Genomic DNA, 26,114 nt, shown 5'->3' with positions numbered 1-26,114 from the left:
CGTCACGCATCGCGGGCGAGCCTCACTCAAAAAGGAGAAGGCTGGCCCGCGATGCTTTTTTTCGTCTGTAAAAAACCTCGCGCACCTCTGTTGATCTGCTGCAATACCCACGACTAATGGACCATAGATAATGGCCTTGTAGTGGCGTTAAATGCGCAGACAAAAATCAGAAAAGCGTGGGGTGACGAAGATGACGAGAGACGGATCTCTGGCAGCGGCAGCGTCTGCGCCAGTACTTTTGCCGAAAAGCCGTTGGCTGACGCCGACCCTGCAAAGTGTCGCATTGATGCTTTTGTTGTGCGGCATGGCACTGGGTGGCTGGTCGCTTTACCTTGGCTTGCCCTTGGCCGTGTTAATTGTCTGGTTGCCGCGTCTGCGCTCCCGCGCTACGTCCGAAGAGACCTCGACGGACAACTCCGGCCCCCTCGCCGCGTTGACTCGCGACCTTTCCTACACCACCAGTCATAACGCGCTGTCTGCTGCTGGCGTGGCTTTTTCGGTCAAGCAACTGGCAGACAAACTGCAATCGCAACTCAGCGCGGCAGCGCAAATTGTCCGCAATGCCGAGGTGATGATCGCGACCGAACAGGCTACCTCCAAACTCAGTCGCGAAGCCCTCGGTGCCGCCAGTGAGGCTCATCAAAGTAGTGCAGCAGGGCGCAAGGAGCTGATTGCATCCATCGCCCGAATGCATCAGCTCAGTCAGCGCGCCAGCAATAGTCGCCAACTGATCGAGGCACTGAGTCTGCGCAGTGACGATATCCAGCGGGTGACGCTGGTGATCCAGTCCATCGCCAGCCAGACCAACTTACTGGCGTTGAACGCTGCTATCGAAGCCGCGCGGGCCGGGGAACACGGTCGCGGCTTCGCGGTGGTGGCCGATGAAGTACGGGGCCTGGCGGCGCGAACTGCGACAGCAACTGGTGAGGTCGGCGAGATGGTTGCCGATATCCAGCAACGCACCGCTCAGGTCGTCGAACAGATCCGCCAACTGTCCAGCGACCTCGACAGCGGTGTCGAGCAAGTCGAGCTCACCGGTCAGCACCTGGAAAACATCGCGCGATTGGCCGCAGGTGTCGAAAGCCAGGTTGGGGAAATCGCCCGCGGCGCGGACACCAATCGCGAACAACTCGACAGCCTGTTCCATGCCATCGAACAGATGCGCAGCGATCTGGCGGTCAGCGACCAACAGACTCAGCGTCTGGCTCAGGCCGCTGTGCAAATGGAAGGACAGGCCGAATCCATCAGTGAACGTCTGGCCGAAGTCGGTCTGGATGACTATCACCAGCGGATTTATGACCTGGCCCGCGAAGGTGCGAGCCAGATTGCCGCGCGCTTTGAAGCAGATATTGACCAAGGCCGTGCCGGCCTCGATGACCTTTTTGATCGTAATTATCAGGCGATCCCCAACACCAACCCGCCCAAGTTCCAGACTCGCTTCGACCGCTACACCGATCAGGTCCTGCCGGCGATTCAGGAGCCGTTGTTAGCGCGTCATGAGGGATTGGTATTTGCCATCGCCTGCACCCCGCAGGGCTATGTGCCAACCCATAACAAGGCCTTTAGCCTGCCGCTAACCGGCGACGCGCAGGTTGATACCCTGCAAAACCGCACCAAACGAAAATTCGCTGATCGCACCGGTATCCGCTGTGGCAGCCATCAACAGCCCGTGTTGTTACAGACCTACACCCGCGACACGGGCGAACTAATGCACGACCTCTCGGTGCCGATCATCCTCAAGGGACGGCATTGGGGTGGTTTGCGGTTGGGTTATAAGCCACAGAGTCCTCGGTAGCGGCGGGCCATTATTACGATTCTGGCAACTAAGCTGTGCAGTCTTGTTGCTGTTTCCTCGCGAAGGATCTCATTAACATGCCTATTTGGTTAGGTTGCTGATGAAATTCGAGAGGCCAGCATGCAAAGCAAAGTTAATGTCGCGGTGATGATTGGCAGCGGTGTGCCGGCCAGTTTGCGCGCGATGGGGCAGAGCATCTGTTGGGTTGTACTGCTCAACGGCGAGCGCCGGGGGACGGCGTTTGCCAGTCGCAATGAGGCCGAAGCGTGCAGGGCTGCCTGGTTGGCGCAATTGAATGCCGATTCACCTGACAGCCTGCATTGAGTGTGCGGGCTAGTGAACCTGGTGCAGGCGCAGGTTCAGGTCGTCGACCACTCGTGCCCAATCGGCGTCTTCACGTAACTGTTCTTTCAGGAAGCCGGCTTGTTGCGGGCTCCAGAACTCGGCATCGATCAGTTTTTTGTCGTCGGCCAAGGGTGAATGGCTGGCAATAAAATCATCGATGGCTTTCTGGCTGGAGTCCAGGCCGAGTTGGTCGAACAAGCCTTTCAAGTCGTGTGTAGGTGAATCCATGTTCATCTCCTGGTGGTTCGCGTCGAGTGCGAGATCTGAAGGGCGACTTCATTGCATCTGAGGAGGTCGCGCTTCAGGAGTTCGATGGATGTTCCGAAGCAGGAGTGAGCATAGACGGCAATTTCGATGATCAGGCTTTCAGTGCACCTGCATCGACAGCCGCCTTGAGTTCTTTGGCCGATTCCTCAGCGGCTTTGGCGGCAACATCCGCCGTTTTGAACCAGCGATCCTTCTCGACCTGGTGATATGTCACTGTGGTCAATTTAGGTTTGGCGCGCATGACAATCACTGCCTGGAATTCGCCGTCGATCTCTCTGGCTTCGCCCCGGATAATAAATTCGCCAATATCAAATTCCGTCACGTAGCAGCCTTCCCTTGGAAATGTTTTGTTGTTTTGAGCGCCGTCCGACGTGGGAACGGGTTTCATGGGGCGGGCAGTATGGCAGTAGTTGCCCGCCGACGGCTGAGATAAGTCGGCGGTGTGACGAAACGTCAGTTGGATAGAATTCAGTAGTGCCTCATTCGCGTGACTCAAGTGAGCGGGCAAGTGCACAGGCTTCGTTGTGGTCGCCACGGAAACCTCTGACGCGGCCTGTGGCGACTTCCTTGATATGGAAGAACGCGTTACCGGCCAAAACCACCTGAAACCTTGGCCGGACGTGCACTCGAGGTTGTTCGAATCCCCCCTGAGGCTGTGACGAGGTGGTGTGGGTATACGGTGCCTGGGCGGTTGCAAAATGAGTCATAGTGCACATATGAAGTCCTTTTCATTGTTTTGCCGACGTATGTACGTCGTTTTGGGTAGTCTCTGTCAGCATCGCTGCTCTAGAATTGCCATCAAGGGTTGGCGAATGGAGTACATCTAAAGCAATTTTTTGCGGGCGATATGTCAGAAAAGTGCTTTTCTTGAAGCGTTTTTTCCTTAAAGTTAGTCATCCTGTGTCCTCTGGCAGTAAGAAGGGTGTTTTCCTTCAACCTCTGACGACGTTGAGGGAAGACGGCGCGAGTGATATTCCAGTACGCTCAAGGACCTCGCGATGCACGAGCCCTCTGCCCGGATCAGGATTTCAACCCGGATTTTTTGCAAGACCATCGGTATGGCCGTTTTTTTCTGCTGTGCGCTTTCCTGCGTGCGGTATCAATTTCAGATGTGGGGATGTTTCCTTGGCAGTAAGTAATCTCGATATGCATGCTTTGTTCGTGCTGGGTGATTTGCGCGCAAAGTTGGTTAAGCAGTTTCAATCTCGTTTCGTCTACATCACCGAACAGAACGCCGAAGGCATTTACATTGCCGAGATCGACACCGAAGAATCGCTGGTGGTGGACGATAAGCCTGGCCTCAAACTCAAGGTCGGCGATCATTTCAGCGCCTCTGTTCTGCCGAGTCGCGAAGGTGGCAAGCTGGACATCAAGTTCCGCGAAATCAAACTGACCGTGTATGGGTTGGGCGATTACGCGTTTGTCACCACCGCCGATGGTCACGCGATTGTGTTCAAGGAAGGCCATAGCGTGGTGACTGTGTTCGCCGCCCACCAACAGTTGCAGGAAGGCCTGACCAAAACCTTGAAAGCCGTGACCGCCAAGGCCGCCAAGTGGCGCAAGGGCGAACTGGTAACCTTCAAGGCTAGCGAGTAATGACCCTGACCCGCGCCGATTTCCACGAACAGAACCAGGTCAGTGCACACACTGAAGCCCGGCGGCTGTTCGAGCAGAAGGCTGTTATGCAGGGAGCCTGGCTGAATTGGGTGGCGTCACAGATCTATACGCTGCGCCCGGCAGCGTACGCCAGCATGGTCAGAAGAGATCTGTCACGCCTGCAGGACGCTGGCGAAATTTAATTCCCTTCCCTCGACATCAGGATCCTCTACTACAGTCAATTGACTGAATATTTTGAGGCTTGCGGTCTTTATCAGGCCATCCTGCTATTGCTGTGAACAGCACGAGGTGCAAAAGCATGAAAGGATTTCGACGATTGCTGGTGGCGTCGTTGGCCAGTTTCGGGTTATTGACCTTACCCGTTCCGGTATTCGCGGCACAGGCACCGATCCACTTTGCCGACCTGAATTGGGAAAGCGGCAGTCTGATCACCGATATCCTGCGAATCATCGTCGAGAAGGGTTACGGGCTGCCGACCGATACCTTGCCGGGCACCACGATCACCTTGGAAACCGCGCTGGCCAACAATGACATTCAGGTCATTGGTGAAGAATGGGCCGGTCGCAGTCCGGTCTGGGTCAAGGCAGAGGCTGAAGGCAAGGTCGCGAGCCTGGGCGATACGGTCAAGGGCGCGACCGAGGGCTGGTGGGTCCCTGAATATGTGATCAAGGGCGACCCGGCCAAAGGCATCAAGCCGCTGGCGCCGGAGCTGCACAGTGTCAGCGACCTGCCCAAATACAAAGACGTGTTCGCCGACCCGGAAACCCCGGGCAAGGGGCGCTTCCTCAACAGCCCGATCGGCTGGACGTCGGAAGTGGTCAACAAGCAGAAACTCACCGCCTATGGGCTGAACGACAGCTATGTGAACTTTCGCAGTGGCTCCGGGGCGGCGCTCGACGCAGAAATCACGTCCTCGATCCATCGGGGTAAACCGGTTCTGTTCTATTACTGGTCACCGACGCCCTTGCTCGGACGCTTCAAGCTGATTCAGCTGGAAGAGCCACCCTTCGATGCCGAAGCCTGGAAAACCCTGACCGACGCCGACAACTCCAATCCCAGGCCGACACGTTCACTGCCCTCAAAGCTGTCCATCGGTGTGTCTGCGCCGTTTCAAAAACAGTACCCGCAAATCGCCGAGTTTTTCAGCAAAGTCAATTTGCCGATCGATCCACTGAACAAGGCCCTGGCCCAGATGAGCGAAAAACACACCCCGCCACGCCAGGCGGCGGAAGCGTTCATGAAAGCGTACCCGCAGATCTGGGAGGCCTGGCTGCCAGAGGAGGTGGCTGATAAAGTCTCCGCCGGTCTGAAGTAAACCGCATCTCACACGATTGTATTTTTCCGAGTATCGCTGTCACCGCCCGGAGCAAATTTGCTCCCACTGGATGGATGCCCGAATATGAGTTTGATGGTCGCGCAGTGGATGGCTTCAATCTTTTTGATTATCAGCCTGGTTCATGTGTATTGGGCGTCGGGCGGCAAGTGGGGCAGCGAGGCGGCGGTGCCGCGAGTGCCCGGGGAGGGCGGCGGGCAATCAAGGCCGGCGTTCAAGCCATCGGGTTGGGTGACGTTGCTGGTGGCGGCGGGGCTGCTGTTGATCGCCATGCTGGTGTGCCTGCGAGTCGGGCTGTGTTTGCCTGCAGTGCATGACGGGTGGCTGCAATGGGTGATCAGCGCCATTGCGATACTGATTTTCGCTCGTGCGATAGGCGATTCGAACCTGGTGGGGTTCTTCAAAGAGGTCAAGGATTCGACGTTCGCCCGGCTCGATACCTGGGTGTATTCGCCGTTGTGTGTGGTGTTGGGGGCCGGGTTGTTGGCAGTGGCCTGGATTTGAGTTGCGAGGGCTACAGCTATCGCGAGCAGGCTCACTCCCACACTGAATCGGTATCACGGCGCAGATCACTGTAGGAGCCGAGCTTGCTCGCGATGAGGCCAGTCCAGTCAAACAATTTCTCCGGGCTTAACTCCCGCTCTCCCTCCGTCGACTGCTCACCTCAGCCGGCACATCATCCCCGGCCATGCGTTTGCGAAACAGCGCCGCCCGAGCCAGCAGCAAGGTGGTCACCGGTACGGTAATCGCCAACAGAATCGGAATCAGCCAGGCATGCAGTACCAGCTCGGACTTGAGCGCGGAAAAGTAAATGATCGACGCCAGTGCCACACACCACGCGCCCAACGTCGAGGCCAGTGCCGGTGGGTGCATGCGTTGGAAGTAATCCTTCATCCGCACCAGGCCAATGGCGCCGATCAGCGCAAACAGACTGCTGAGCAGCAGCAGGATCGCCACTGGAATCTCAACCCACAGCGACAGTTCGCTATTCATTCGATCACCTCACCTCGCAGCAGGAATTTCGCCAGCGCAAACGAGCCGACGAAACCGAACAGGGCGATCAGCAACGCCGCCTCGAAGTAGGTATCACTGGCATAACGGATGCCCAGCGTCAGCATCATCAGCATCGCGATGATGTACAGATAATCCAGGGCCAGAACCCGGTCTTGGGCCGATGGCCCTTTGAACAGGCGGATCAGCGTCAGGATCATTGCCACGCAAAACATGAACAGGCTCAGCAGGACTGCGTTCGACAGCAATGCACTCATTCGAAGATCTCCATCAAGGGGCGCTCATAGGTCGCCTTGAAGTGCTGGATGAACAGCGCTTCGTCATCCAGATCGAACACATGCAGCAACAGGATGCTGCGGTCCAGCGCCAATTCCGACCAGACGGTGCCAGGGACCACGGTGCAGATCGCCGACAGCGCGGCGAGGCCGTTGGCGTCGCGCAAGTCCAATGGCACCTTGATGAAGCGCGAGCGGGGCGGTCGGCGACCGGCGTTCAGCACACCCCAGGCCACAGCGAGGTTGGACGCCACCACGTCGCGACCGACCACTAGCAGCAAGCGCAGGATCACCCCAGGGCGACGAATACGAATCGGCAACGGTCGCAACCTGCGCATCATCAGCGGCGCACAGAAACCCAATATCGCACCAAGCAACAGGTTGCCCGGACTGATCGACTGGTTCAGCACCAGCCACAACAGCCAGAGCGCCAGCGACAACCAGGGAGCAGGAAACAGTCGTTTCATGGTTGCGCCTCCAACATCGCAGCCTTCGCTTCCGGGCTTGGCACAGCGCGGGTATTGAGCACAGCCATCACGTATTGCTGCGGGTTGTTCAAGGCATCGGCGGCGGCCTGGGTGTAACGCAGCAGCGGTTGGGCCTTGAACGTCAGCGCTATGCTCAGCCCAAGCAGCACAAAGATCGGCACGCACTCAAAACGGCGCAGTAATGGCGATGGACGTTCTTGCGGGGTCCAGAAGCGCTGGATACCCAGGCGCGAAAACGCGATCAGCGAGGCGAGCCCCGACAAAATCAACAGGGCCAGCAATCCCCACGCCGCGTTCGACACCGGTTCGCCTGCGCCATTGCCCAAACCCAGCGGGTTGAGGAGGGCGCTGAGCAGGCTGAGTTTGCCGATGAACCCGGAGAGTGGCGGCATGCCGATAATCAACAGTGCGCAGGCAATGAAGCTCAAGCCGAGAAAGGCCATGGTCCAGGGAATCACCTGGCCGACCACGGCTTTCTGATCGTCATCGAGGTTGGTGCCTTTGAGCGGTTGCGAGGAAGGTATCGGTCGCGCAATCAGGTCGGCGTCATCGAACAGCGGTATTTCATTGACCGAACGGGAACGCTCGATCAACTCGACCAGCAGAAACAGCGCGCTCAACGCCAGTGTCGAGCTGACCAGATAGAACAGCGCCGCCGAGATCAGGTTCGGTTGGGCGAAGCCGATGGCTGACAACAGAATCCCGGCCGACACCAGAATGCTCAGGCTGGCCATGCGCTCAAGGCGTTGGGCCGCCAGAATCGCCAGTGCCGCGCAGACGATGGTCGCCATGCCGCCGTAGATCAGCCAGTCGCCGCCAAAGTAGGCGGATGCACCGGCCTGACCGGAGAACAGCAACGTCCACAAGCGCAGCAAGGTGTAGACGCCCACTTTGGTCATGATCGCGAACATGGCCGCCACCGGCGCGCTGGCCGAAGAGTAGGCCGGCACCAGCCAGAAGTTCAGTGGCCACATCCCGGCCTTGGCCAGAAACGCCACCGCGAGAATTCCCGCGCCGGCATGCAGCAAGCCGCGATCAGCGTCGGGTACCAGCGGGATTTTCAGCGCCAGGTCGGCCATGCTCAGGGTGCCGGTGACCCCGTAAATCAGTGCCGCGCCAATCAGGAACAGCGACGACGCCAACAGGTTGATCGAGATGTAATGCAACCCCGCCGACACGCGCGGCCGGCCGGAACCGTGAAGCATCAAGCCGTAAGACGCCGCCAGCAGTACTTCGAAGAATACGAACAGGTTGAACAGGTCGGCGGTCAGGAACGCGCCGTACAGCCCCATCAATTGAATCTGGAACAGCGCGTGGAAGCTTGAACCGGCGCCGTCCCAACGGGCCATGGCGAAGAGCAAGGCGCTGACGCCGATGATCCCGGTCAGCACCAGCATCAAGGCCGACAGCCGATCGACCACCAGTACCAGGCCGAACGGCACTTGCCAGTTGCCCGGCAGGTACACGCCGATGGAACCCGGCACGCCGGTGGTTTGTGTCCACTGCAACAGCAACACGGAAATCCCCAGGCCGAGCAGGCTGGAGAACAGGTTGATCTTGGCCTTCAGCGGACGGTGTTTCTCGCCGAGCATCAACATGATGGCAGCGGTCAGTAGCGGCAGCAGAATCGGTGCGGCGATCAGGTGCGTCATCGCATTCATTCTTTAGGCTCCCGGCCATCGACATGGTCGGTCCCGGTCAAGCCCCGGGAAGCGAGCAGTACCACCAGAAACAGTGCGGTCATGGCGAAGCTGATTACGATGGCGGTCAGCACCAATGCTTGCGGCAGGGGGTCGGTGTAGTGCAACAGGTCCTGCGGCACGCCGTCCTTGATGATCGGCTCTCGGCCGATAAACAGGCTGCCCATGCTGAAGATGAACAGGTTGACGCCATAGGACAGCAGGCACAGGCCCATCACCACCTGAAAGGTCCGTGGCCGCAGGATCAGCCAGACGCCGGACGCAGCAAGAACGCCGATGGCGATTGCGATGACTTCTTCCATCAGACGGCTCCTTGCGTGGCGACGGGTTTAGGCTGAGCTGCGGTTTTGTGGCCGCGAACCGATTGGTGGGCGAGGGCGGTGAGGATCAACAGCGTCGAACCGACCACCACGGCATACACGCCGATGTCAAAAAACAAGGCGCTGGCGATGTGAATGTCACCCAGTGCCGGCAGGGTGAAATGCCAGGTGTGGGTGGTCAGGAATGGATAACCGACCGCCATGGCCCCAAGCCCCGTGACCGTGGCGAACAGCAACCCGGTGCCCATCCAGCGCAGCGGTCGCAGGCTCATTTGCGCCTCGACCCACTGAGTGCCGGCGACCATGTATTGCAGGATGAATGCCACCGACATCACCAGCCCCGCGACAAAACCACCACCCGGTTGGTTGTGCCCGCGCATGAACAAGTAGAACGACACCACCAGGGCAATTGGCAGCAGCAGGCGCACCAGCACCGCCGGGACCATCATGAAACCCAGCGCCGTGTCGCTGGCGTGGCGCGGGTTGACCAGATCGGTGACCACGTCCGGTGCCAACAAGCGTTGCTGCGCAGGTAGCTGCAGACTTTCTTTTGGAGGGCGGAAGCGTCGCAGCAGGGCGAACACGGTCAGGGCCACGGCCACCAACACGGTGATTTCACCGAGGGTATCGAAGCCACGGAAGTCCACCAGCATTACATTGACTACGTTGCTGCCGCCACCTTCGGGCAGGGCGCGACTGAGGTAGAACGAGGAAATGTCGTTGGGCGTCTGGCGCGTCAGCATCGCGTAGGCCAGCAAGGCCATGCCGCCACCGACCACGGTCGACAACAGCAAGTCGCGGATACGCCGGATGCGTGCCTTGCGCAGGCTGCTCGGCAGTGGAGAGACCTCTTCGATCCTTCGTGGCAGCCAGCGCAAGCCCAGCAGGATCAACACCGTGGTCACCACTTCGACCGCCAGTTGCGTCAGTGCCAGGTCCGGCGCGGAGAACCAGACGAACGTTACGCAGGTCATCAGGCCGCAGACGCTGACCATGGTCAGGGCCGCGAGCCGGTGATACTTGGCCTGCCACGCCGCGCCGAGGGCACAGACAATCGCCAGCAACCAGAGGGTTACGAAGACGATCGAACCAGGAATTTTCGGCCGGTCGCCCCAGCTCAGGCTGCTGTGCAACATCGGAATCAAACCGGCCAACACGGCGGCGAGGACTATCAGGAACAATTGGGTTTGCAGGCGATGGGTACTGATCCGTCGCACCAGACGACGGGCCAGGCGCATCATGATCACCAGGCTGCGCTCGAACAGGCGCTTGCCGTTGAAGCGGCCAATGATCGGCGGGTACTTGAAGCGCCCGCGCTTGAGCTGATTGCGCAACAGCAGGTAGAGCACGATGCCGCCGGACATGGCGATCAGGCTCATGATCATCGGCGCGTTCAAACCGTGCCAGATCGCCAGGCTGTATTCAGGCAGGGTGCCGCCCACCACCGGCAGGGCCGCGGCGGCCAGTATGGAACCGACCACTTGCGCCGGAAATATCCCCACAATCAGGCAGGTAAACACCAGCAATTCCACTGGTGCGCGCATCCAGCGCGGAGGCTCGTGCGGGGTATGGGGCAGGTCGGTGGCGGTCGGGCCGAAGAACACGTCGACGGTGAAGCGTAGTGAGTAGGCGACGCTGAACGTGCCAGCGATGGTCGCGACAATCGGCAGGCTCCACTCGACCCAGGCCGTGGCATTGATGAACACGGTTTCGGCAAAGAACATTTCTTTCGAGAGGAAACCGTTGAGCAGCGGCACGCCGGCCATCGAGGCGCTGGCGACCATGGCCAGGGTGGCGGTGAACGGAATCAGTTTGATCAGGCCGCTGAGCTTGCGAATGTCGCGGGTGCCGCTTTCGTGGTCGATGATCCCGGCGGCCATGAACAGCGAGGCCTTGAAGGTGGCGTGGTTGAGAATGTGGAACACCGCGGCCACGGCCGCCAACGGACTGTTCAAGCCCAGCAACAGAGTGATCAGGCCCAGATGGCTGATGGTCGAGTAGGCCAGCAAACCTTTGAGGTCGTTCTGGAACATCGCGCAGTACGCACCCAGCAACAGGGTGCAAGCACCGGCGCCGCTGACGATGTAGAACCATTCTTCGCTGCCGGACAGCGAAGGCCAAAGCCGTGCCAGCAGAAACACCCCGGCCTTGACCATGGTCGCCGAGTGCAGATAGGCCGAGACCGGTGTCGGTGCCGCCATCGCGTGGGGCAACCAGAAGTGGAAAGGGAATTGCGCGCTTTTGCTCAAGGCGCCGATCAGGATCAGGGGTAACAGCAGCGGGTAGAGCGCATGTGCGCGTATCAGATCGCCAGCGGCCAGGACCTTGTCCAGGTCGTAGCTGCCGACTACATGGCCGAGGAGCATGACCCCCGTCAGCAGGCACAAGCCGCCCGCTCCCGTGACCATCAGCGCCATGTAGGCGCCGCGTCGTGCGTCACTGCGGTGGTGCCAGTAACCGATCAGCAGGAATGAGAAGAGGCTGGTCAGCTCCCAGAAAAACACCATCTGGATCAGGTTGCCGGAAATCACCAGCCCAAGCATGGCACCCATGAAAGCCAGGAAAAACGCAAAAAACCGCGGCACCGGATCGTCCGGCGACATGTAGTAGCGTGCGTACAGTGAGACCAGCGTGCCGATGCCCAGCACCAGCATCGAGAACAGCCAGGCGAACCCGTCCAGGCGCAAGACGAAGTTCAGACCGAGGCTTGGCAGCCAGAAATATTCTTCGCGGATCACGCCGCCATGGGCGATTTGCGGGTACAAGAACGCGATCTGAACCGTGCCGATCAGTGCGATCAAGCCAGCCAGCAGGGGCGCAGTGTTACGCGCGTTGTGCGGCAGAACGGCTGCCAGACAGCTGCCGATAAAAGGCAGAAGCAGTAGAACTATCAGGGACATAGGCTTCTAATCTGCGGAAGTTTGTTAAGCATCATACGTGCCACTCCCCAGATCGCCAAACGCCATGCTGTCGCAGAATCCTTCACGGTAGACGGTAAAAGGCTGATTCACATTATTTCAAAGAGTCGGTTTAAACCGTTGCGGCCCCATCGCGAGCAGGCTCACTCCTACATCAGGTATTTGGTGTACGCATAGATCCGAGTACACCGCGATCAACTGTAGGAGTGAGCCTGCTCGCGAAAGCGATCTATCCGGCAACCGAGTTATCAAGGTTCTACCGACGTTTCCCGCTCCAACTCCTCCGCCGCGACACCCTTACCCTTGGTCTTCAACTCACTCACAATCACCGCCGCCACGATCAACCCCGCGCCAACCAGTGCAATCGCTGGCAGCCGCTCTCCGGCAATCCGCCCGACAATCCCGGCCCACACCGGTTCTCCCGCATAAATCAACGTCGCCCGCGTCGGTGAAACACTTTTCTGCGCCCAGTTCATCGCCACCTGAATCGCAGCACTCGCCGCGCCCAGACCCAACGCACTGCAGAGCAGCAGCCAGGAGAAGTCCGGAATGCGTTCCTGAGTGGGCACCACCATCAAAAACGCCAGCACTGACGTGGTCGCCAATTGCACCACGGTGACCCGACGCACATCCACCTGACCGGCGTAGGTGCTGATGAGAATGATCTCCGCGGCAATCGCGATGGCGCTGATCAGCGTGGCAATTTCACCGGGGCTGAAATTGAACGAAGCGCCGGAAGGTCCCGACAACAGCATCAACCCGGTAAACGCCAGCATGATCCCGACGCTCGGCATCAACCCCGGACGTCGCCCCAACACCATCCATTGCAGCAACGGCACAAAGGGCACGTACAACGCCGTGATAAACGCCGACTGGCTGCTGGGAATGCTCTGCAAACCGACCGTCTGCAAGCCGTAACCGAGCATGATCGCCACGCCGATGAAGGCCCCGGCCTTGAGTTCGAACAGGGTCAGTTCCCGCAGGTGGCGCCAGGAGAACAGCGCAACGAGGCTCGCCGCAGCGGCGAAGCGCAGGCCGACGAAAAACATCGGGCCGCTGACGGTCATTGCGTGCTGCACCAACAAAAAGGTGCCGCCCCACACCATGGTAATCAGCACCAGCACGCATTCGGCTTTGCTGAGCCGTAAGAAACGGGGGGAAGAGTTTGCCGACGTCATGACCTTGCACGCTACCTGAGGGGGACGCACAATGCGCCGAATGTTGCGCAGTATACTGCCCAACCCCACCGAGTGAGCAATATAGTGCACAAAGATTCCCCGCAACGGGCTTCGGTCCTCCAGCACGTCAGCCAGAACGTTCGGCGTTTGCGCCACGCCGCCGACATGAGTCAGACCGCGCTGGCCGAAAAGTCCGGAGTCAGTCGCCGGATGCTGGTGGCTATGGAGGCCGGCGAAAAGAATGTCAGCCTGACCACCCTCGATCGCGTGGCCCAGGCGCTGGACGTGGCGTTCAGCGATTTGATCCAGGCCCCGGATGCCCGCGACCCGAGCCGCATCAACGAAGTGGCCTGGGCCGGATTAATCCCCGGCAGCAAAGCCGTTTTACTGTCCAAGGCCACCGCGACTCGCGAAGTGGAACAATGGGAATGGTGCCTGCAACCGGGGGAAATTTATCCGTCGCAGCCGGATGCCGAGGGCTGGAGCGAACAGATCTACGTGTTCGAAGGCTGCCTGACTCTAATGCTGGGCGACACGCCGCAGCACATTGCCGCCGGTGAGTTCTTTATGTTTGCCAGCAACCAGCCGCATTGCTATCGCAATGATGGGCCGGTGGCGGCGCGGTTTGTGCGCAATGTGGTGATCTGACTGATGACTGCATAGACGCCATCGCGGGCAGCCTCTCTCCTACCAAGGAGGGATTTGTTGCTGGAGAGCAATACATTAAGGTGGCACGCAGCATCTTTCCATTCCGGCAACCATTAACCTTCGAGCAGGGCATGAGCGAAATCAAAAGCGCGCAGACGATTGACGCCACCCGTCACGCAGACATTCTGATCATCGGCGGCGGCCTCAGCGGCGCGATGCTGGCGGCGCAATTGCTGCGCTTGCCTGGCCGTCGTTCGGTATTGGTGATCGAACCCCGTGCAGAGCTCGGTCGAGGCGAGGCCTACAGCGCAGTTGAGTTGGGCCATACGCTGAATGGCAACGCGGCGCGGATGAGCGTCGAGCCGGACAACGCCGATGACCTGACGCAATGGCTGACCGCACACATCGCCGCCGGTGGCTGGCCTGAATCGGCGGAGCAATCTGTGCCGATCAGTGAGTTGTTCCCGCCACGGGGCCTGTTCGGTGTGTACGTGCAGCAACGTCTGATCGAAGCGCAAGCCGTCGGGGCACTGAATGGCTCAACAGTCGAGCATGTACAAGCCGAAGTGATCGATCTGCAAGCGGACGACGATTCGGTTCGTCTGACATTGAGTGACGGGCAACGCTTGCAGGGCGCTCATGCGGTGTTGGCGACCGGGATGTTTCCTGCGGCGCGCACACCACAGAAAGAGTCCAGCGGTTTGAACGCCGCAGCGCTGGATCCGTGGGATGTCGCCGCCATGCGCCAGCTCGATCCACAGTCGACGGTGCTGATCATCGGTTCGGGCCTGACCATGGTCGATGCCGTGGTGTCGCTGGAACAAGCTGGGCATCGCGGGCCAATCGAAGTGTTTTCTCGTCACGGCTTGCTGCCGCATGTGCGCCGGCAACCACCGGCCTGGGTAGACTTTTTGGCTGACGATCACAGCATTCGCACACCACGCCAGTTGGTGCGCGAACTGCGTCGTCATTGCCGGGACGCTATAGCTCAAGGCATCGACTGGCAAGCACCACTCGACACCGTTCGGGCACACATTGGCCGGTTGTGGAATCAGGCGACAGACCGGCAGCGGCAGCAGTTTGTGCGACATGTCCGGCCGTGGTGGGAAAGTCATCACCACCGCTCGCCACCCTTGAGTGCCGCCCTGGTGGAGCGCTTGCATAGGGAAGGGCGGTTGCGGATTCAGGCGGCGTCGTTCAAGGGGCTTGAGCCGGCGTCGCAGGGCGGAGTCAGCATCCGCATTCGCCGCCGTGGCGAGGCCGGCACTTGTGTGGTGCGCGGCTCGGCATTGATCAACTCCAGTGGTATCGAATATGACTGGCGTCGGGTCGCCCGACCGCTGCCACAGCAACTGTTGGCGCGTGGATTGATCCTGCCAGGACCGTTGGCATTGGGAATTGCAGCGGCTGTCGACGGTGCCGTATTGGGCGCCGATGGCCAGGTCGCCCAACGGCTGTTTGCCATGGGGCCCCCGTTGCGCGGGATGTGGTGGGAAAGCACGGCAGTCACCGACGTAGCCCTACAGGCTAAAGCCCTGGCGGCGCGCCTCGTCGGGGATTGCGTTTAACAAAAAAAACCGGGTAGATCGGATCTACCCGGGGTTTCTTGTTCAAGCGGGGCAAAGCCGTTGATCAATAGCGTTGATATTTCGAGCCGAATTCAGGACGGTTTTCAGCGACATACAGTGTGTTCGGCTGACTGTCTTTATGATCGCTTCCAACAGTGTTCACATTGAGTGTGGCCGGTTGGCTGACTTTAACGGCGACTACCTGGGAGGTGGCGTGTGGCGCCGCGATGGCGGATGTTGCGCCAAGAACCGACAGGGCGAAACCCAGACCGATGAGGCTTTTCATGATGTTGCTCCAGAGCGTGGGGAGAAGATGTCGCCACTGTAGTGCTGGAGCCAGGTGATGAAAAAACACCCTTGGGCATAGTCGTTATCGAGAGCGTTGATCCCTGTCAGCGAGGTGTGCAGGCTCGCTCCCACATGGAATCTTCATTTTGGTGTAGATCCCGATTCTGCGCCAAGCAACTCCACCGGGTAAGAGAACACATAGCCCTCGCTGCGCACGGTCTTGATGTAGGTCGGTTCGCGTGAATCATCCAGCAAGCGTTGGCGCAAACGGCTTACCAACAAGTCTATGGAACGGTCAAACAGGTCAGAATCGCGGCCCTGGGTCAGGTTGAGCAACTGGTCACGGCTGAGTACGCGTTGCGGGTGATCGAGGAACACGCGCAGCAAGCGGTATTCCGCGCCACTGAGGGCGACCATCGTGCCGTCTTCATCCAGCAAGTGGCGCGCCGTTGTGTCGAGGCGCCAGCGGCCGAAGCCGAGCAGCCGGCCCGTTTCGGTGATTAGCAGGTTGGGCGGCAGCATCCGCGTGCGGCGCAATACGGCGTTGATCCGCGCCAGCAGCTCGCGGGCGGCGAAAGGTTTGGTCAGGTAATCGTCGGCGCCCATCTCCAGACCGAGGATGCGATCGGTTTCGTCGTTGCGCGCGGTGAGCATCAGGATCGGTGTGGCTTTGTGTTTGCCTGCGCGTAATTCGCGGCACAGCACCAGGCCGTCATCGCCGGGCATCATCAGGTCCAGCACAATCAAATCGACTTGATTGGCTTCCAGAAAATGGCGCATCTGCCGGCCGTCGGCCACCACGGTTGTGCGCAGGCCGTTTTTCTTCAGGTAATTACCCACCAGCTCACGAATCTCGCGATCGTCATCGACGATCAGAATGTGATTCACATGCTCCATTACTCAACCCTCTGGTTGTTCGCACGGTACGCATCACGGGCCGGTGCGGGGATTTGTATCGCACTGTATCAGGCGTCCTGTTTGACACCTTACGCCTTAATAAGGCGGTTTTGACGACACATGGTAGATACCTGCGGGCGATTAAATGGCTTCCATCGAGACAACACGACTTGCCTCACACCCACCGCCTATCGCAACCCTGAGGTATTCATCATGAACTGGAACACACTCGTTGCCGCCAGCTTCTTCGCCGTCCCGAACGCGGTTGATCCATCCACTACGTCGTTCAAAACAACAGATCAATGACTTGTAGGGAAATCACCATGAAGATAAATGTGTTGAGCCGTAAAACCGCATCGCGCAGGCGCTTTATGGCGCCGACAATGCTCGCTTTCGCGCTGATGCAGTTCGGTGCCCTTGGCGCTGCCAATGCGCAAGCCGGCACCACGACCGCCGAGTCGGTGGTGGCCAGTGCGGGCGCTTACACCCCGTTCGGTCCGCTGAAGCACGTCAAGGCTGGCTTGCTGAATGTGGCTTACGCGGAGGCGGGGCCCGCCGATGGCCCGGTGGTGATTCTGCTGCACGGCTGGCCCTACGACATTCACAGTTATAGCGAAGTGGCACCGTTGCTGGCAGCCAAGGGGTATCGGGTATTGATCCCGTATGCACGGGGTTACGGCGACACGCATTTCCTGTCTGAAAAGACTCTGCGTAACGGCCAACCCGCTGCGTTGGCCAGTGACGTCATCGACTTCATGGATGCGCTGAGGATCAAGCAGGCCGTGCTCGGCGGCTACGACTGGGGTGCGCGTTCGGCGGACATCGTCTCGGCGCTGTGGCCGGAGCGGGTCAAGGCGCTGGTGTCGGTGAGCGGCTACTTGATCGGCAATCAGGCCGCAGGCAAGAACCCGCTACCGCCCAAGGCTGAGTTGCAATGGTGGTATCAGTTTTATTTCGCCACCGAACGCGGCCAGGCCGGTTACGAAAAAAACCGCCACGACTTCGCCAAGTTGATCTGGCAACTGGCGTCCCCGAAATGGGCCTTCGACGACGCAACCTATGACCGCAGTGCAGCGGCCCTGGACAACCCCGACCACGTCGCCATCACAATCTTCAACTACCGCTGGCGGTTGGGCATGGTTCCAGGCGAACCGCAATACGAAGCGCTGGAGCAGCAACTGGCCAGGGCACCTTCGATCACGGTGCCGTCCATCACCATGGAAGGCGACGCCAACGGCGCACCGCACCCGGCGGCCGAGGATTACGCCAAGCGCTTTACCGGCAAGTATGAGTACCGACTGATCAATGGCGGCATCGGCCATAACTTGCCGCAGGAAGACCCGCAGGCCTTTGCCAAAGCGATCATTGACGCTGATCACCTATAAACCACTGTGGGAGCGAGCGTGCTCGCGATGGCGGCGTGTCACTCAATATCAATGTTGAATGTCACACCGCTATCGCGAGCAGGCTCGCTCCCACATGGATTTAGGTGTTAATCGGGTCGAGGGCTATGCCACGACCTGATAACACGGCACATAAGCTGCACCACCCGGCAGTTTCATCCGGTGCTGGGCGACGAAGGCTTTGAGCAGTTGATCCAGTGGATGCATGATCGCTGCATCGCCGCGGATCTGGTAAGGCCCGTGCTGTTCAATCAGGCGGATGCCCTTGTCCTTGACGTTGCCGGCGACGATGCCGGAGAACGCGCGCCGCAGGTTGGCCGCCAATTCGTGGGCCGGCAGTGCCTGGCTCAGTTTCAGGTTGGCCATGTTTTCGTGGGTCGGGTCGAACGGGCGCTGGAAACCTTCGTCGATCTTCAACAACCAGTTGAAATGGAACGCGTCATTGCGCTCGCGGCGGAACTGTTTGACCGCTTTGAGCCCCTGCGTCATCTGCCGTGCGACTTCAGCTGGATCGTCGATGATGATTTCGTAATGTTTCTTCGCGGCGTCGCCCAGCGTGGCGCCGACGAACGCGTCCAGTTGTTGCAGGTACGGGGCGGCATGTTTAGGGCCGGTAAGGATGACCGGGAAGGGCAGGTTCTCGTTGTCCGGGTGCATCAGGATGCCGAGCAGGTACAGGAACTCTTCAGCCGTGCCCGCGCCGCCGGGAAAAATGATGATGCCGTGGCCGACGCGCACGAACGCTTCCAGGCGTTTTTCGATGTCCGGCAGAATCACCAGCTCATTGACGATCGGGTTTGGCGCTTCGGCCGCGATGATGCCCGGTTCGGTCAATCCAAGGTAGCGACCGCCGTGGATACGCTGCTTGGCGTGGGCGATGGTCGCGCCTTTCATCGGGCCTTTCATCACGCCGGGGCCGCAACCGGTGCAGATGTCGAGGCTGCGCAGGCCCAGTTCGTGGCCGACTTTCTTGGTGTATTTGTATTCTTCGGTGTTGATCGAGTGTCCGCCCCAGCAGACCACGATCTTCGGCTCGACGCCGGGGCGCAGGGTGCGAGCGTTGCGCAACAGGTGGAACACGTAGTCGCTGATGCCTTGGGAGGTGCTCAGGTCAATGCGTTGGCTGTCGAGTTCGTTTTCGGTGTAGACGATGTCACGCAGGGCGCTGAACAGCATCTCGCGTGTGCTGGCAATCATTTCGCCGTCGACGAAGGCGTCGGCCGGGGCGTTCAGCAGCTCCAGGCGTACACCGCGGTCTTGCTGGTGGATGCGGATTTCAAAATCTTTATAGGCTTCAAGGATGGTTTTGGCGTTGTCGACATGGGCGCCGGTGTTGAGGATGGCCAGGGCGCATTGGCGGAAGATGTCGTAGGTGCTGCCGGAACCGGCTTCGCTCAGTTGTTGGACTTCGCGTTGAGAAAGGGTTTCCAGGCTGCCTTTAGGGCTGACCGAGGCGTTGATTACTTGTCGTTGGGTCATTCAATAATCCTTAAAACGATGTCACTCACCGAGCCGCGCGAATGGCATCCGAATAGAGTGTATCCATGGATGAAGATGGCACGAACTGCGCTGTACCGCCATGTCCCCCGTTTGACGATGAAAAGATGAAAAGGAGCCCCAGCATAGCTAAATCCCTCGCAGAGGCGATAATGCCTGGCCTACTTTTTTGCTCATGCCCCAAGGAACCCTGTCGCGATGTTCGAAATCCAGCCGAAGAATGCCCAAGCCTATCGACAGCAGACGCGCCGCAGCACCCTGATAATTGCCCTGATTTTCCTGGCGCTGGCCATGGTGCTGTCCACGGCGGCGGTGGCGTTGTTCGGTGAGCCCGGCGGCGACAACCTGCGGTTTAACGTCGGCGGTGTGTTTATCGCGGTGTTGCTGATGGCGGCGCTGATGCGCGGCAAATTCTGGAACCAGCCATGGATGGCGCCCGCGGTGTACGGCTGGCAGCTCAAGCGCAGCCTGATGAGCATCACCAACATCATGCATCAGGTTACCGCAGCGGTTGAGACGGGTGATCCGGTGGCCATGAAGTTGCTGCGTTTTTACCACCTGGGCTTGAACCAGATGCACGAACTGGACGGCAACTCCAGTGACCACAGTCAGTTGATCCGCGAGATGGATCAGCACAAGGCGCAGATGGATGCGCTGGGCATCGACACCGATCAAACCCGTCTGGATCCGGCCTGGCTTGAGGCGGTGAAACAGTCCTCGAAGTAAGACTTTCAGGGCGGATCTCCCACACAATCCCATCATGAAGCTGGCAAATCGCCTATCTTGTTGCTGGTACGGCATTCATGGGGCTAACAGGAAAAGTTGCCCTGTCATAACGAATCAGGGACCGTTTTGGGGGCATTCGTCCATTAAAGATCCAACTGAAAGCTCCCGTTCCGCCACGCCGTGGAAGCCCAGCCAGCGTGCGTCAACGCTCAAGGTCCGATACGCGGTAGTTCTGCTCGTGGCGGTGTGCCTGTCGATGACGGCAATCGTAATCTGGGAAGCCTGGAATTCGCGCCAGTACCATCTGCATGACAAAGAAGTGGCGATGTCCAACCTGGCGCAGACCCTGGCGTCGCAAACGCAAGCGTCAATAAAACAGGCCGATACGCTGCTGTTTGCCCTCGTGGATCGCGTTGAAAACGAGGGCGTCGGTGCGCAACAACTGCCCAGATTGCAACGTTTGCTCAGCGCTGAACGCAGCGAACTGAAGCAACTGCATGGCTTGTTCGTCTTTGACGAAGAGGGGCGCTGGATCACCAACTCCAATGGCGCCGAGGTGCCTGACGCGAACAATTCCGACCGTGAGTATTTCATTTTTCATCGTGACCATCCCGACCGCGGCCCGCATATCGGTCAGTCGATAAAAAGTCGCTCGAGTGGTGAATGGATCATGCCTGTGTCACGCCGGATCAATCATCCGGATGGTCGATTTGCTGGTGTGGCGCTGGCAACGATCTATCTCAGTCATTTCCTTGAGCTTTACGACAGTATCGAAATGGGCCGCAACGGGGTGATCAGCCTGTTTGCCGATGATGCCAGCATTGTTGTGCGGCGGCCGTTCAATGAGGCTGACATTGGCATCAGCGTGGCCAAGGCGCCGCTGTTTACCCAGCTGTTGCCCAAAGGCGATTCCGGCACGGCCACCGTCAAGTCATATGTGGACGGTGTGGAGCGGGTAGTGGGGTTTCGGCGTGTCAGCGGGTATCCACTGATCATCTTTGCTGCGCTGGACAAGGAGGAAGTCCTGGCCGGCTGGCGCAAAGAGACGGCATTGAGCGCAGGTATTGTGGTCTTGCTGCTGCTGTTTCTGGGCGGGCTCGGTTACCGCCTCATTCACGTCATGAAGCAGCAACATCACATCCAGCGCGCGTTGCTCGATGGCCAGGAGCAACTCATCGAGGTCAATCGCAGCCTTGAGTTGCTGGCCCTTGAGGATGCGTTGACTGGTCTGTCCAACCGGCGTCAGTTCGACGTGTTTATCCTTGCGGAAATGGGCCGCGCACGGCGCACTCAGACTGACCTTGCCCTGCTGATGATCGATGTCGATCACTTCAAGAGCTTCAATGATCGTTATGGTCATGTGGCCGGTGACGATTGTTTGCGCCGGATCAGCACGATCATCAAGGACAATATCAAGCGTCCCGGTGACCTTGCCGCCCGTTATGGCGGCGAAGAGTTTGCGGTGGTGCTGCCTGGCACCGACTATGCGGGCGCTTTTCTGGTGGCCGAAAACATCCGTCACGCGGTACTGCAGGCGAATACTGAGCACTGCGAAAGCCCAGAGGACAGGGTGACGGTCAGTATCGGTGTTTGCGCCTACAACCAGGCCTCGCAGGACCAACCGGATGATTTGGTTAGCGCAGCGGACAAGGCGCTTTACGTGGCCAAGGCCAGCGGGCGGAACATGAGTGTCACGGCCGACTGAGTTCAGATAAAGCGGTCGCTGCCCTGAACCAGCTTGGTGGACAGGTACGATTGCTTGAGTTTTTCCAGCCACCAGCCCAATGCTCGACCGTCATGATCGCCGCGCCAGCCGGCATACAGAATGTTTGGTTCGCGGGGGTCGGCCATCTGCTTTTCGACCAGGCTGCCGTTTTTCAGCAGCGAGCCCACCCGGTGCCGGGGCAGCCAGCCAACGCCCAGGCCATCGCATTGAGCCAGAACTTTTGCACGCATGGTCGGCACCGCGAGTACCGGTTGGCCGCCAGAGACGCCGTAGGTGCTGCCCTCCGTGACCCTTGAAGAATCGGCCACGACAATCGCCCGGTGCTGCGCCACCATCGCCCGGGAAATCGGTTCTTTGGCCTTGGCCAGCGGGTGTTTGGGCGACACCGCGAACACCCACTCCATTTCCCCCAATTGCATCCAGCGCAGGGTCGGGATCGCCGGCGGCTCGTTGGTGGCACCGATGATCAAGTCCGCGCGGCCTTCTCTCAGGGCTTCCCAAACGCCCTTGAGCACCTCTTGAGTGATGCGCAGAGGCACCCCGGATTGCAGCGCATCGAACTCGTGGATCACTGGAATCAAGGCTTCGAATTCGAGCAATTCGTCGGTGACAATCCATAACCGGCTTTCCCAACCGTTGGCCACTTGCTGCACCCGCTGGGTCAGCCGGGACACGTCCTGCATCAACCGCGCCGCCTCGTTCACCAGCAACTCGCCGGCCGGGGTGAGCTGCAAGCGGTAACGACGGCGGTCGAAGAGCAACGCGTCAAAGCGCTCCTCCAGTTGTCGCGCGGCGTAGGACACGGTCGACGGCGCCTTGCCCAAGTGCGCGGCGGCCCGCGACAGGCTGCCGGTCTCGCGGATCGCCTGGAGCAGCGTCAGGTCTTCAATCGACAACATGGATTTAATCCTCGGCGTTTGTGTCAGGCGGCCCGGCGAAATTTCCACAGCCTGATCAGACGAAGATAGACCAGCACGTTGATTGCCAGCACCACGCTACCCAGCGCCAATTGAATCGCGGGTGTCAGGCCGGCCGGGTAAATGATCGGCCACACGTAGTGTTCGATAAAACCGCCCCCGTAGCCGGTTTGCCCGGCCGCCTGGCGCATGAGATTTTCCCACTGGGTCAGCGGGCAGGTCAGGTGCAAGACTTCAACCGTCACACCCCACGCGGCGGAGGGCAGGTGGGCCCAGATCAGCGGTTGCCATTTGAGCGCCAATAGCCCGCCGAACAGCACGAACAGAATGAACAACAGATGAAACAGCACCAGCCCGTCGGCGGCGATCCGGTAAAGCATGTCGCCTCCCTGACCTGTTTTGCGAATGGCTTCATGGTACTCGGGCGTTGGCTGTTGCTCTATGGGTATCCGGTGTTCAGCAAAATCAGCGAGTTCGGCGCGCATCAGGCCGGTGAGTTGGACTCGATATTCGCCGCGACAGCTGGCAAAGTCTCGGGTCTTTCACTGGTTGTAGGGCGTTATGTCGAACTCACTCATGCCGCGCAGCGCGTTTCTGCGTGGTGCGGCAGCAATCATGCCGCTGTCCCTGGCCACTGCGCCGTGGGGCTTGCTGGCCGGGTCCATGGCCATCGAGGCCAATCTCACGCCGCTGCAAGGCCAGGGCTTGTCGAGCATCGTGTTTGCCGGTGCCGCGCAGTTGGTCGCCATCGGCATGCTCAAGGGCGGTGCCGGGATCTTTTCGATTCTGCTGACCACCGTGTTGCTGACGTCCCAGCACTTGCTTTATGGCATGAGCATGCGTTCGGTGATTTCACCCTTGCCGGGGCGTTGGCGGGTAGGGCTGGGCTTTTTGCTCACCGACGAGTTGTTTGCCCTGACCAGTCAGCACGACAAACAGCAATTCAATCGCTGGTATGCGCTGGGGGTCGGGCTGACGTTTTACATCGCCTGGAACCTGTTCACGCTGGCGGGAATTGTTCTGGGCAGCAGCATTCCGGGGCTGGAGCATTTGGGGTTGGACTTCTCTATCGCCGCCACCTTCATCGCCTTGATCACTCCGGTGGTACGCAGCGTGCCCACCGTGGTGTGTGTCGCGGTGTCGCTGTTCTGCTCGGTGTTGTTCAGTTACTGGCAGTGGGGCTCGGCGCTGGTCCTGTCCGGGTTGGCGGGCATGACCGCAGGCTTTATTTGCAACAAACTCTACAGGGGGCGCGCAGCATGATGGTGTGGGCGGTGATTATCGGAATGGGCGTGCTGGTGTTTCTCAACCGCTACGTGTTTCTCGAACCCCGGTTGCCAGTGCGCTTGAGCAGCAATGCCCGGCAGTTTCTCGGTTTTGCCGTACCGGGCATGTTGACCGCGATCTGCGGGCCGATTGTGTTCATGCCCGACAAACAGCTGAACTTGCAGTGGGACAACCCTTACTTGATTAGTTCGCTGGTGGCGGTGGGGCTGGTGCTTTACACCCGCAACACCTTGCTCAGCATGCTGCTGAGCATGGGGTTTTTCTTCTTGCTGCGCTGGTGGCTTTGAATCGAGCGCTGGAATTTGTTCTACGCTTAATAGGTCCCTTCACAGGAAGAGAGGTGCGCATGGCCAATGATCCCAAACGTCCGGATGTAGAAGATGAGGATGAACCCTCGGAGGAAGAGATCAAGCGTCAAGAGCGATCGCGGCAGGACTGGAAACATGACGACAGCCGAGAACTGTCAGACCGCGATGAAGAACGCCCGTTGAAGCCCTGACCGATCCCCATAAACGAAGAGCCCCGCTATCAGCGGGGCTCTTCTTTGAACGCTATGGTTGGCTCAGTTCTTTGCCGAACGACACCGGACGTCATTTCAAAAAGTCTTCCAATGACGAAAAATCCGGATGGAAAGCCCGGTAGCCCAAGGTCTTGTCGATCCATGCATTCAACTCGTTGACCATGACCGGTGGTTTGCCGGAGTAGTTCGCAAGGGTAGTACGCAGGATGTCGCTGATATTGGGGACAGGGCGCAGGTTTCGGGTCTTTATGTATTGCCCGATAAAGCAGTCAAGTTGATAGCGTTCTGTCATCGACAGGTGCACACATTCCAGGCTGCTGACTTGATTGATTACCAGATCGTCGCGCAACTTAGTTCTCTGCAAGGTTTGTTGTTTTGGGGATTTCCTTCTTCGTTGACTCTTCGGTCAACTAGGCAAAGCTACGGAAATACGCGCGCATCCTAGCTTTAGTGATACTAAATGTATGTACAGCGAGCGAGTTGTCAGACAAGTGGTTAATGGGAAATCCCCTCATTCAGCAGCAAGTGTTTTTCGCGCAAAACAGAATGTGTAACCTTTATGTGTTCTGTTTATTGGCTAGTATTTGCCCTGCTTATAAAGGGCTATATGGGATTTGCATTAAATAAGCTTATTTATCAATGTACTACTCTGGTTTCTGACATTGCCGACGGCTTTGTCGACCCTGTACCACTCGAATTTTTCGCTGGTTTCACCCTGTAAAAGCACCATTTGTTCGGCGCGCTCTTTCGGGAGGGTCGGTTCGAGCCATTCACGCGCCAGTTCCGCTGAAAACACCACTGGTCGCCGGTCATGAATATCGAGCATGCCGCCAGCGCTGTCCGCCGTGATGATGACAAAACCGTCGTCGCTGCGCGGCTCGTTGTCAGCAGTGGGAAACTGGCCAATGGACGCGCAGTAACTCGGTGCGCCGTCCCGTCGGCGAATCAACCAGGGCTCTCGAGTCGAATCGCCGGCATCGACCCATTCGAACCAGTTGTCGATCGGCACAATCGAGCGGTGTGGCCAGATCGCCCGGAAGAATGGGCCATGAGCGACTTTCTCCACCCGCGCATTGATCGGCGCGGCGCGATCTTTCGCCCAGTGCGGACGCCAGCCCCAGCGCACCGGATCGGCGTGTAACCCGTCAGGTTCAAGGTGCAACAGGGCGAGTTGGGTGGTGGGCGCAGCGTTATAGCGGGCCAAGGGCTCATCCCCGACGTGATTGATCATCGCGTCGGGAATGCTCAGCACGGCGACAAAATCGTGAATGCCACGGTACTGCGACAGTCGTCCACACATTGGCTGACCCTGCGGTTGGAAAGCGCTGACGGGAATGTTCAGTTTAGCTTTCGGATCACGAGTGAGTGTCTTGGCGCAGTAAGTGAGGCG

The 26,114-nt window shown here is 59.0% G+C and carries 31 protein-coding genes; 14 read left to right on the top strand and 17 right to left on the bottom strand.

Translation table 11 applies throughout. The annotated features are described in order from the left end of the window. Window positions 1-151 precede the first annotated feature (151 nt). Window positions 152-1,795 carry a methyl-accepting chemotaxis protein gene (locus tag AC3ISI_RS15535; protein ID WP_489332715.1) on the top strand — a complete coding sequence of 548 codons (1,644 nt, stop codon included), beginning with the start codon at window positions 152-154 and terminating at the stop codon, window positions 1,793-1,795. Window positions 1,796-1,915: 120 nt separating this feature from the next. Further along, on the top strand, window positions 1,916-2,119 hold the full coding sequence (locus AC3ISI_RS15530; protein ID WP_489332714.1) for a hypothetical protein: 204 nt from the start codon (window positions 1,916-1,918) through the stop codon (window positions 2,117-2,119). Between the two features lie 9 nt (window positions 2,120-2,128). Here AC3ISI_RS15530 and AC3ISI_RS15525 read toward each other — a convergent pair whose 3' ends face one another. The 3 genes from AC3ISI_RS15525 to AC3ISI_RS15515 form a co-directional block, all read right to left on the bottom strand. Continuing rightward, window positions 2,129-2,368, bottom strand: coding sequence for a DUF2789 domain-containing protein (locus tag AC3ISI_RS15525; RefSeq protein ID WP_477792386.1), 240 nt, complete (start codon window positions 2,366-2,368; stop codon window positions 2,129-2,131). Between the two features lie 130 nt (window positions 2,369-2,498). Further along, a complete protein-coding gene (locus tag AC3ISI_RS15520; protein WP_489337724.1) occupies window positions 2,499-2,729 on the bottom strand; it encodes a hypothetical protein in 231 nt (76 codons plus the stop codon). Between the two features lie 157 nt (window positions 2,730-2,886). Beyond that, the gene (locus AC3ISI_RS15515; protein WP_489332713.1) at window positions 2,887-3,123 is read right to left on the bottom strand and encodes a hypothetical protein; all 237 of its coding nucleotides are present in this window, start codon (window positions 3,121-3,123) and stop codon (window positions 2,887-2,889) included. A gap of 409 nt (window positions 3,124-3,532) precedes the next feature. On the opposite strand from AC3ISI_RS15515, the gene AC3ISI_RS15510 reads away from it, so the two are divergent. The 4 genes from AC3ISI_RS15510 to AC3ISI_RS15495 all read left to right on the top strand — a co-directional run bounded on the left by AC3ISI_RS15510 (window position 3,533) and on the right by AC3ISI_RS15495 (window position 5,861). Beyond that, window positions 3,533-4,003 carry a hypothetical protein gene (locus AC3ISI_RS15510; RefSeq protein ID WP_489332712.1) on the top strand — a complete coding sequence of 157 codons (471 nt, stop codon included), beginning with the start codon at window positions 3,533-3,535 and terminating at the stop codon, window positions 4,001-4,003. Then, window positions 4,003-4,206 carry a hypothetical protein gene (locus tag AC3ISI_RS15505; RefSeq protein WP_489332711.1) on the top strand — a complete coding sequence of 68 codons (204 nt, stop codon included), beginning with the start codon at window positions 4,003-4,005 and terminating at the stop codon, window positions 4,204-4,206. Before AC3ISI_RS15510 ends, AC3ISI_RS15505 begins: the two co-directional genes overlap by 1 nt. A 116-nt stretch (window positions 4,207-4,322) precedes the next feature. After that, complete coding sequence (locus AC3ISI_RS15500) at window positions 4,323-5,339, top strand: ABC transporter substrate-binding protein (RefSeq protein ID WP_489332710.1); 1,017 nt, start codon at window positions 4,323-4,325, stop codon at window positions 5,337-5,339. A gap of 84 nt (window positions 5,340-5,423) precedes the next feature. Next, complete coding sequence (locus tag AC3ISI_RS15495; protein ID WP_489332709.1) at window positions 5,424-5,861, top strand: DUF3995 domain-containing protein; 438 nt, start codon at window positions 5,424-5,426, stop codon at window positions 5,859-5,861. Window positions 5,862-5,987: 126 nt separating this feature from the next. On the opposite strand, the gene AC3ISI_RS15490 is transcribed toward AC3ISI_RS15495, so the two are convergent. From AC3ISI_RS15490 to AC3ISI_RS15460, 7 genes are all read right to left on the bottom strand, one after another. Beyond that, a complete protein-coding gene (locus AC3ISI_RS15490) occupies window positions 5,988-6,350 on the bottom strand; it encodes a Na+/H+ antiporter subunit G (protein ID WP_489332708.1) in 363 nt (120 codons plus the stop codon). After that, a complete protein-coding gene (locus tag AC3ISI_RS15485) occupies window positions 6,347-6,625 on the bottom strand; it encodes a K+/H+ antiporter subunit F (RefSeq protein ID WP_489332707.1) in 279 nt (92 codons plus the stop codon). Before AC3ISI_RS15485 ends, AC3ISI_RS15490 begins: the two co-directional genes overlap by 4 nt. After that, a complete protein-coding gene (locus tag AC3ISI_RS15480; protein ID WP_489332706.1) occupies window positions 6,622-7,110 on the bottom strand; it encodes a Na+/H+ antiporter subunit E in 489 nt (162 codons plus the stop codon). Before AC3ISI_RS15480 ends, AC3ISI_RS15485 begins: the two co-directional genes overlap by 4 nt. After that, on the bottom strand, window positions 7,107-8,792 hold the full coding sequence (locus AC3ISI_RS15475) for a monovalent cation/H+ antiporter subunit D (RefSeq protein WP_489332705.1): 1,686 nt from the start codon (window positions 8,790-8,792) through the stop codon (window positions 7,107-7,109). The genes AC3ISI_RS15480 and AC3ISI_RS15475 overlap by 4 nt, the downstream gene beginning before the upstream one ends. Then, window positions 8,789-9,133, bottom strand: coding sequence for a Na+/H+ antiporter subunit C (locus tag AC3ISI_RS15470; protein WP_007944721.1), 345 nt, complete (start codon window positions 9,131-9,133; stop codon window positions 8,789-8,791). Before AC3ISI_RS15470 ends, AC3ISI_RS15475 begins: the two co-directional genes overlap by 4 nt. Continuing rightward, window positions 9,133-12,051: a monovalent cation/H+ antiporter subunit A gene (locus tag AC3ISI_RS15465; RefSeq protein WP_489332704.1), complete on the bottom strand. Its 2,919-nt coding sequence runs from the start codon at window positions 12,049-12,051 to the stop codon at window positions 9,133-9,135. Before AC3ISI_RS15465 ends, AC3ISI_RS15470 begins: the two co-directional genes overlap by 1 nt. Window positions 12,052-12,317: 266 nt before the next feature. After that, window positions 12,318-13,337: a DMT family transporter gene (locus tag AC3ISI_RS15460; protein WP_489332703.1), complete on the bottom strand. Its 1,020-nt coding sequence runs from the start codon at window positions 13,335-13,337 to the stop codon at window positions 12,318-12,320. Between AC3ISI_RS15460 and AC3ISI_RS15455 the strand changes: the two genes are divergently transcribed. Together AC3ISI_RS15455 and AC3ISI_RS15450 are read left to right on the top strand one after the other, a co-directional pair. Beyond that, window positions 13,332-13,895 (top strand): helix-turn-helix domain-containing protein, encoded by a 564-nt coding sequence (locus tag AC3ISI_RS15455; RefSeq protein ID WP_489332702.1) that lies wholly within the window; start codon window positions 13,332-13,334, stop codon window positions 13,893-13,895. The genes AC3ISI_RS15460 and AC3ISI_RS15455 overlap by 6 nt on opposite strands. A gap of 131 nt (window positions 13,896-14,026) precedes the next feature. After that, window positions 14,027-15,463 (top strand): FAD/NAD(P)-binding protein, encoded by a 1,437-nt coding sequence (locus AC3ISI_RS15450; protein ID WP_489332701.1) that lies wholly within the window; start codon window positions 14,027-14,029, stop codon window positions 15,461-15,463. 64 nt (window positions 15,464-15,527) lie between these two features. Here the strand turns inward: AC3ISI_RS15450 and AC3ISI_RS15445 are convergent, their stop codons facing one another. Together AC3ISI_RS15445 and AC3ISI_RS15440 are read right to left on the bottom strand one after the other, a co-directional pair. Further along, window positions 15,528-15,749, bottom strand: coding sequence for a hypothetical protein (locus AC3ISI_RS15445; protein ID WP_489332700.1), 222 nt, complete (start codon window positions 15,747-15,749; stop codon window positions 15,528-15,530). A gap of 143 nt (window positions 15,750-15,892) precedes the next feature. Further along, the gene (locus AC3ISI_RS15440) at window positions 15,893-16,648 is read right to left on the bottom strand and encodes a response regulator (protein ID WP_007944727.1); all 756 of its coding nucleotides are present in this window, start codon (window positions 16,646-16,648) and stop codon (window positions 15,893-15,895) included. A 323-nt stretch (window positions 16,649-16,971) separates the two neighbouring features. On the opposite strand from AC3ISI_RS15440, the gene AC3ISI_RS15435 reads away from it, so the two are divergent. Continuing rightward, a complete protein-coding gene (locus AC3ISI_RS15435) occupies window positions 16,972-18,033 on the top strand; it encodes an alpha/beta fold hydrolase (RefSeq protein ID WP_489332699.1) in 1,062 nt (353 codons plus the stop codon). A gap of 123 nt (window positions 18,034-18,156) precedes the next feature. Here AC3ISI_RS15435 and ppnN read toward each other — a convergent pair whose 3' ends face one another. Further along, the gene (ppnN, locus tag AC3ISI_RS15430; RefSeq protein WP_489332698.1) at window positions 18,157-19,530 is read right to left on the bottom strand and encodes a nucleotide 5'-monophosphate nucleosidase PpnN; all 1,374 of its coding nucleotides are present in this window, start codon (window positions 19,528-19,530) and stop codon (window positions 18,157-18,159) included. A 216-nt stretch (window positions 19,531-19,746) separates the two neighbouring features. Between ppnN and AC3ISI_RS15425 the strand changes: the two genes are divergently transcribed. Together AC3ISI_RS15425 and AC3ISI_RS15420 are read left to right on the top strand one after the other, a co-directional pair. Next, a complete protein-coding gene (locus tag AC3ISI_RS15425) occupies window positions 19,747-20,274 on the top strand; it encodes a DUF3087 domain-containing protein (RefSeq protein ID WP_489332697.1) in 528 nt (175 codons plus the stop codon). A gap of 256 nt (window positions 20,275-20,530) precedes the next feature. Next, on the top strand, window positions 20,531-21,979 hold the full coding sequence (locus AC3ISI_RS15420) for a sensor domain-containing diguanylate cyclase (RefSeq protein WP_489332696.1): 1,449 nt from the start codon (window positions 20,531-20,533) through the stop codon (window positions 21,977-21,979). A 2-nt stretch (window positions 21,980-21,981) separates the two neighbouring features. Here AC3ISI_RS15420 and AC3ISI_RS15415 read toward each other — a convergent pair whose 3' ends face one another. Both AC3ISI_RS15415 and AC3ISI_RS15410 read right to left on the bottom strand, forming a co-directional pair. Further along, a complete protein-coding gene (locus AC3ISI_RS15415) occupies window positions 21,982-22,899 on the bottom strand; it encodes a LysR family transcriptional regulator (RefSeq protein WP_489332695.1) in 918 nt (305 codons plus the stop codon). A gap of 23 nt (window positions 22,900-22,922) precedes the next feature. Further along, window positions 22,923-23,297 (bottom strand): DUF2784 domain-containing protein, encoded by a 375-nt coding sequence (locus tag AC3ISI_RS15410; RefSeq protein ID WP_489332694.1) that lies wholly within the window; start codon window positions 23,295-23,297, stop codon window positions 22,923-22,925. A 181-nt stretch (window positions 23,298-23,478) separates the two neighbouring features. Between AC3ISI_RS15410 and AC3ISI_RS15405 the strand changes: the two genes are divergently transcribed. Genes AC3ISI_RS15405 through AC3ISI_RS15395 form a run of 3 tightly spaced genes read left to right on the top strand, consistent with a single transcriptional unit; the run spans window position 23,479 to window position 24,703 of the window. Beyond that, window positions 23,479-24,180, top strand: a complete 702-nt coding sequence (locus AC3ISI_RS15405) for an AzlC family ABC transporter permease (protein ID WP_489332693.1) — start codon at window positions 23,479-23,481, stop codon at window positions 24,178-24,180. Next, window positions 24,180-24,491 (top strand): AzlD domain-containing protein, encoded by a 312-nt coding sequence (locus AC3ISI_RS15400; protein WP_162830874.1) that lies wholly within the window; start codon window positions 24,180-24,182, stop codon window positions 24,489-24,491. Before AC3ISI_RS15405 ends, AC3ISI_RS15400 begins: the two co-directional genes overlap by 1 nt. Window positions 24,492-24,550: 59 nt before the next feature. Next, a complete protein-coding gene (locus AC3ISI_RS15395) occupies window positions 24,551-24,703 on the top strand; it encodes a hypothetical protein (protein ID WP_489332692.1) in 153 nt (50 codons plus the stop codon). Between the two features lie 91 nt (window positions 24,704-24,794). On the opposite strand, the gene AC3ISI_RS15390 is transcribed toward AC3ISI_RS15395, so the two are convergent. Together AC3ISI_RS15390 and AC3ISI_RS15385 are read right to left on the bottom strand one after the other, a co-directional pair. Beyond that, window positions 24,795-25,073, bottom strand: coding sequence for a hypothetical protein (locus AC3ISI_RS15390; protein WP_489332691.1), 279 nt, complete (start codon window positions 25,071-25,073; stop codon window positions 24,795-24,797). 270 nt (window positions 25,074-25,343) lie between these two features. Further along, window positions 25,344-26,024: an SOS response-associated peptidase family protein gene (locus tag AC3ISI_RS15385; RefSeq protein WP_489332690.1), complete on the bottom strand. Its 681-nt coding sequence runs from the start codon at window positions 26,022-26,024 to the stop codon at window positions 25,344-25,346. Window positions 26,025-26,114: the final 90 nt, after the last annotated feature.

It is taken from the genome of Pseudomonas sp. GL_139_B, assembly GCF_057834475.1.
This window is presented reverse-complemented; position numbering and strand designations above follow the sequence as displayed.

What these genes read in the sequence shown, in the direction of transcription:
- AC3ISI_RS15515 (WP_489332713.1), bottom strand. Translation starts at nt 3,123, where the DNA reads ATGTGCACTATGACTCATTTTGCAACCGCCCAGGCACCGTATACCCAC.
- AC3ISI_RS15475 (WP_489332705.1), bottom strand. Translation starts at nt 8,792, where the DNA reads ATGAATGCGATGACGCACCTGATCGCCGCACCGATTCTGCTGCCGCTA.
- AC3ISI_RS15440 (WP_007944727.1), bottom strand. Translation starts at nt 16,648, where the DNA reads ATGGAGCATGTGAATCACATTCTGATCGTCGATGACGATCGCGAGATT.
- AC3ISI_RS15450 (WP_489332701.1), top strand. Translation starts at nt 14,027, where the DNA reads ATGAGCGAAATCAAAAGCGCGCAGACGATTGACGCCACCCGTCACGCA.
- AC3ISI_RS15385 (WP_489332690.1), bottom strand. Translation starts at nt 26,024, where the DNA reads ATGTGTGGACGACTGTCGCAGTACCGTGGCATTCACGATTTTGTCGCC.
- AC3ISI_RS15420 (WP_489332696.1), top strand. Translation starts at nt 20,531, where the DNA reads ATGACGGCAATCGTAATCTGGGAAGCCTGGAATTCGCGCCAGTACCAT.
- AC3ISI_RS15485 (WP_489332707.1), bottom strand. Translation starts at nt 6,625, where the DNA reads ATGAGTGCATTGCTGTCGAACGCAGTCCTGCTGAGCCTGTTCATGTTT.
- AC3ISI_RS15445 (WP_489332700.1), bottom strand. Translation starts at nt 15,749, where the DNA reads ATGAAAAGCCTCATCGGTCTGGGTTTCGCCCTGTCGGTTCTTGGCGCA.
- AC3ISI_RS15490 (WP_489332708.1), bottom strand. Translation starts at nt 6,350, where the DNA reads ATGAATAGCGAACTGTCGCTGTGGGTTGAGATTCCAGTGGCGATCCTG.
- AC3ISI_RS15395 (WP_489332692.1), top strand. Translation starts at nt 24,551, where the DNA reads ATGGCCAATGATCCCAAACGTCCGGATGTAGAAGATGAGGATGAACCC.
- ppnN (WP_489332698.1), bottom strand. Translation starts at nt 19,530, where the DNA reads ATGACCCAACGACAAGTAATCAACGCCTCGGTCAGCCCTAAAGGCAGC.
- AC3ISI_RS15505 (WP_489332711.1), top strand. Translation starts at nt 4,003, where the DNA reads ATGACCCTGACCCGCGCCGATTTCCACGAACAGAACCAGGTCAGTGCA.
- AC3ISI_RS15525 (WP_477792386.1), bottom strand. Translation starts at nt 2,368, where the DNA reads ATGGATTCACCTACACACGACTTGAAAGGCTTGTTCGACCAACTCGGC.
- AC3ISI_RS15530 (WP_489332714.1), top strand. Translation starts at nt 1,916, where the DNA reads ATGCAAAGCAAAGTTAATGTCGCGGTGATGATTGGCAGCGGTGTGCCG.
- AC3ISI_RS15500 (WP_489332710.1), top strand. Translation starts at nt 4,323, where the DNA reads ATGAAAGGATTTCGACGATTGCTGGTGGCGTCGTTGGCCAGTTTCGGG.
- AC3ISI_RS15495 (WP_489332709.1), top strand. Translation starts at nt 5,424, where the DNA reads ATGAGTTTGATGGTCGCGCAGTGGATGGCTTCAATCTTTTTGATTATC.
- AC3ISI_RS15405 (WP_489332693.1), top strand. Translation starts at nt 23,479, where the DNA reads ATGTCGAACTCACTCATGCCGCGCAGCGCGTTTCTGCGTGGTGCGGCA.
- AC3ISI_RS15470 (WP_007944721.1), bottom strand. Translation starts at nt 9,133, where the DNA reads ATGGAAGAAGTCATCGCAATCGCCATCGGCGTTCTTGCTGCGTCCGGC.
- AC3ISI_RS15480 (WP_489332706.1), bottom strand. Translation starts at nt 7,110, where the DNA reads ATGAAACGACTGTTTCCTGCTCCCTGGTTGTCGCTGGCGCTCTGGCTG.
- AC3ISI_RS15435 (WP_489332699.1), top strand. Translation starts at nt 16,972, where the DNA reads ATGAAGATAAATGTGTTGAGCCGTAAAACCGCATCGCGCAGGCGCTTT.
- AC3ISI_RS15400 (WP_162830874.1), top strand. Translation starts at nt 24,180, where the DNA reads ATGGTGTGGGCGGTGATTATCGGAATGGGCGTGCTGGTGTTTCTCAAC.
- AC3ISI_RS15535 (WP_489332715.1), top strand. Translation starts at nt 152, where the DNA reads ATGCGCAGACAAAAATCAGAAAAGCGTGGGGTGACGAAGATGACGAGA.
- AC3ISI_RS15425 (WP_489332697.1), top strand. Translation starts at nt 19,747, where the DNA reads ATGTTCGAAATCCAGCCGAAGAATGCCCAAGCCTATCGACAGCAGACG.
- AC3ISI_RS15410 (WP_489332694.1), bottom strand. Translation starts at nt 23,297, where the DNA reads ATGCTTTACCGGATCGCCGCCGACGGGCTGGTGCTGTTTCATCTGTTG.
- AC3ISI_RS15415 (WP_489332695.1), bottom strand. Translation starts at nt 22,899, where the DNA reads ATGTTGTCGATTGAAGACCTGACGCTGCTCCAGGCGATCCGCGAGACC.
- AC3ISI_RS15465 (WP_489332704.1), bottom strand. Translation starts at nt 12,051, where the DNA reads ATGTCCCTGATAGTTCTACTGCTTCTGCCTTTTATCGGCAGCTGTCTG.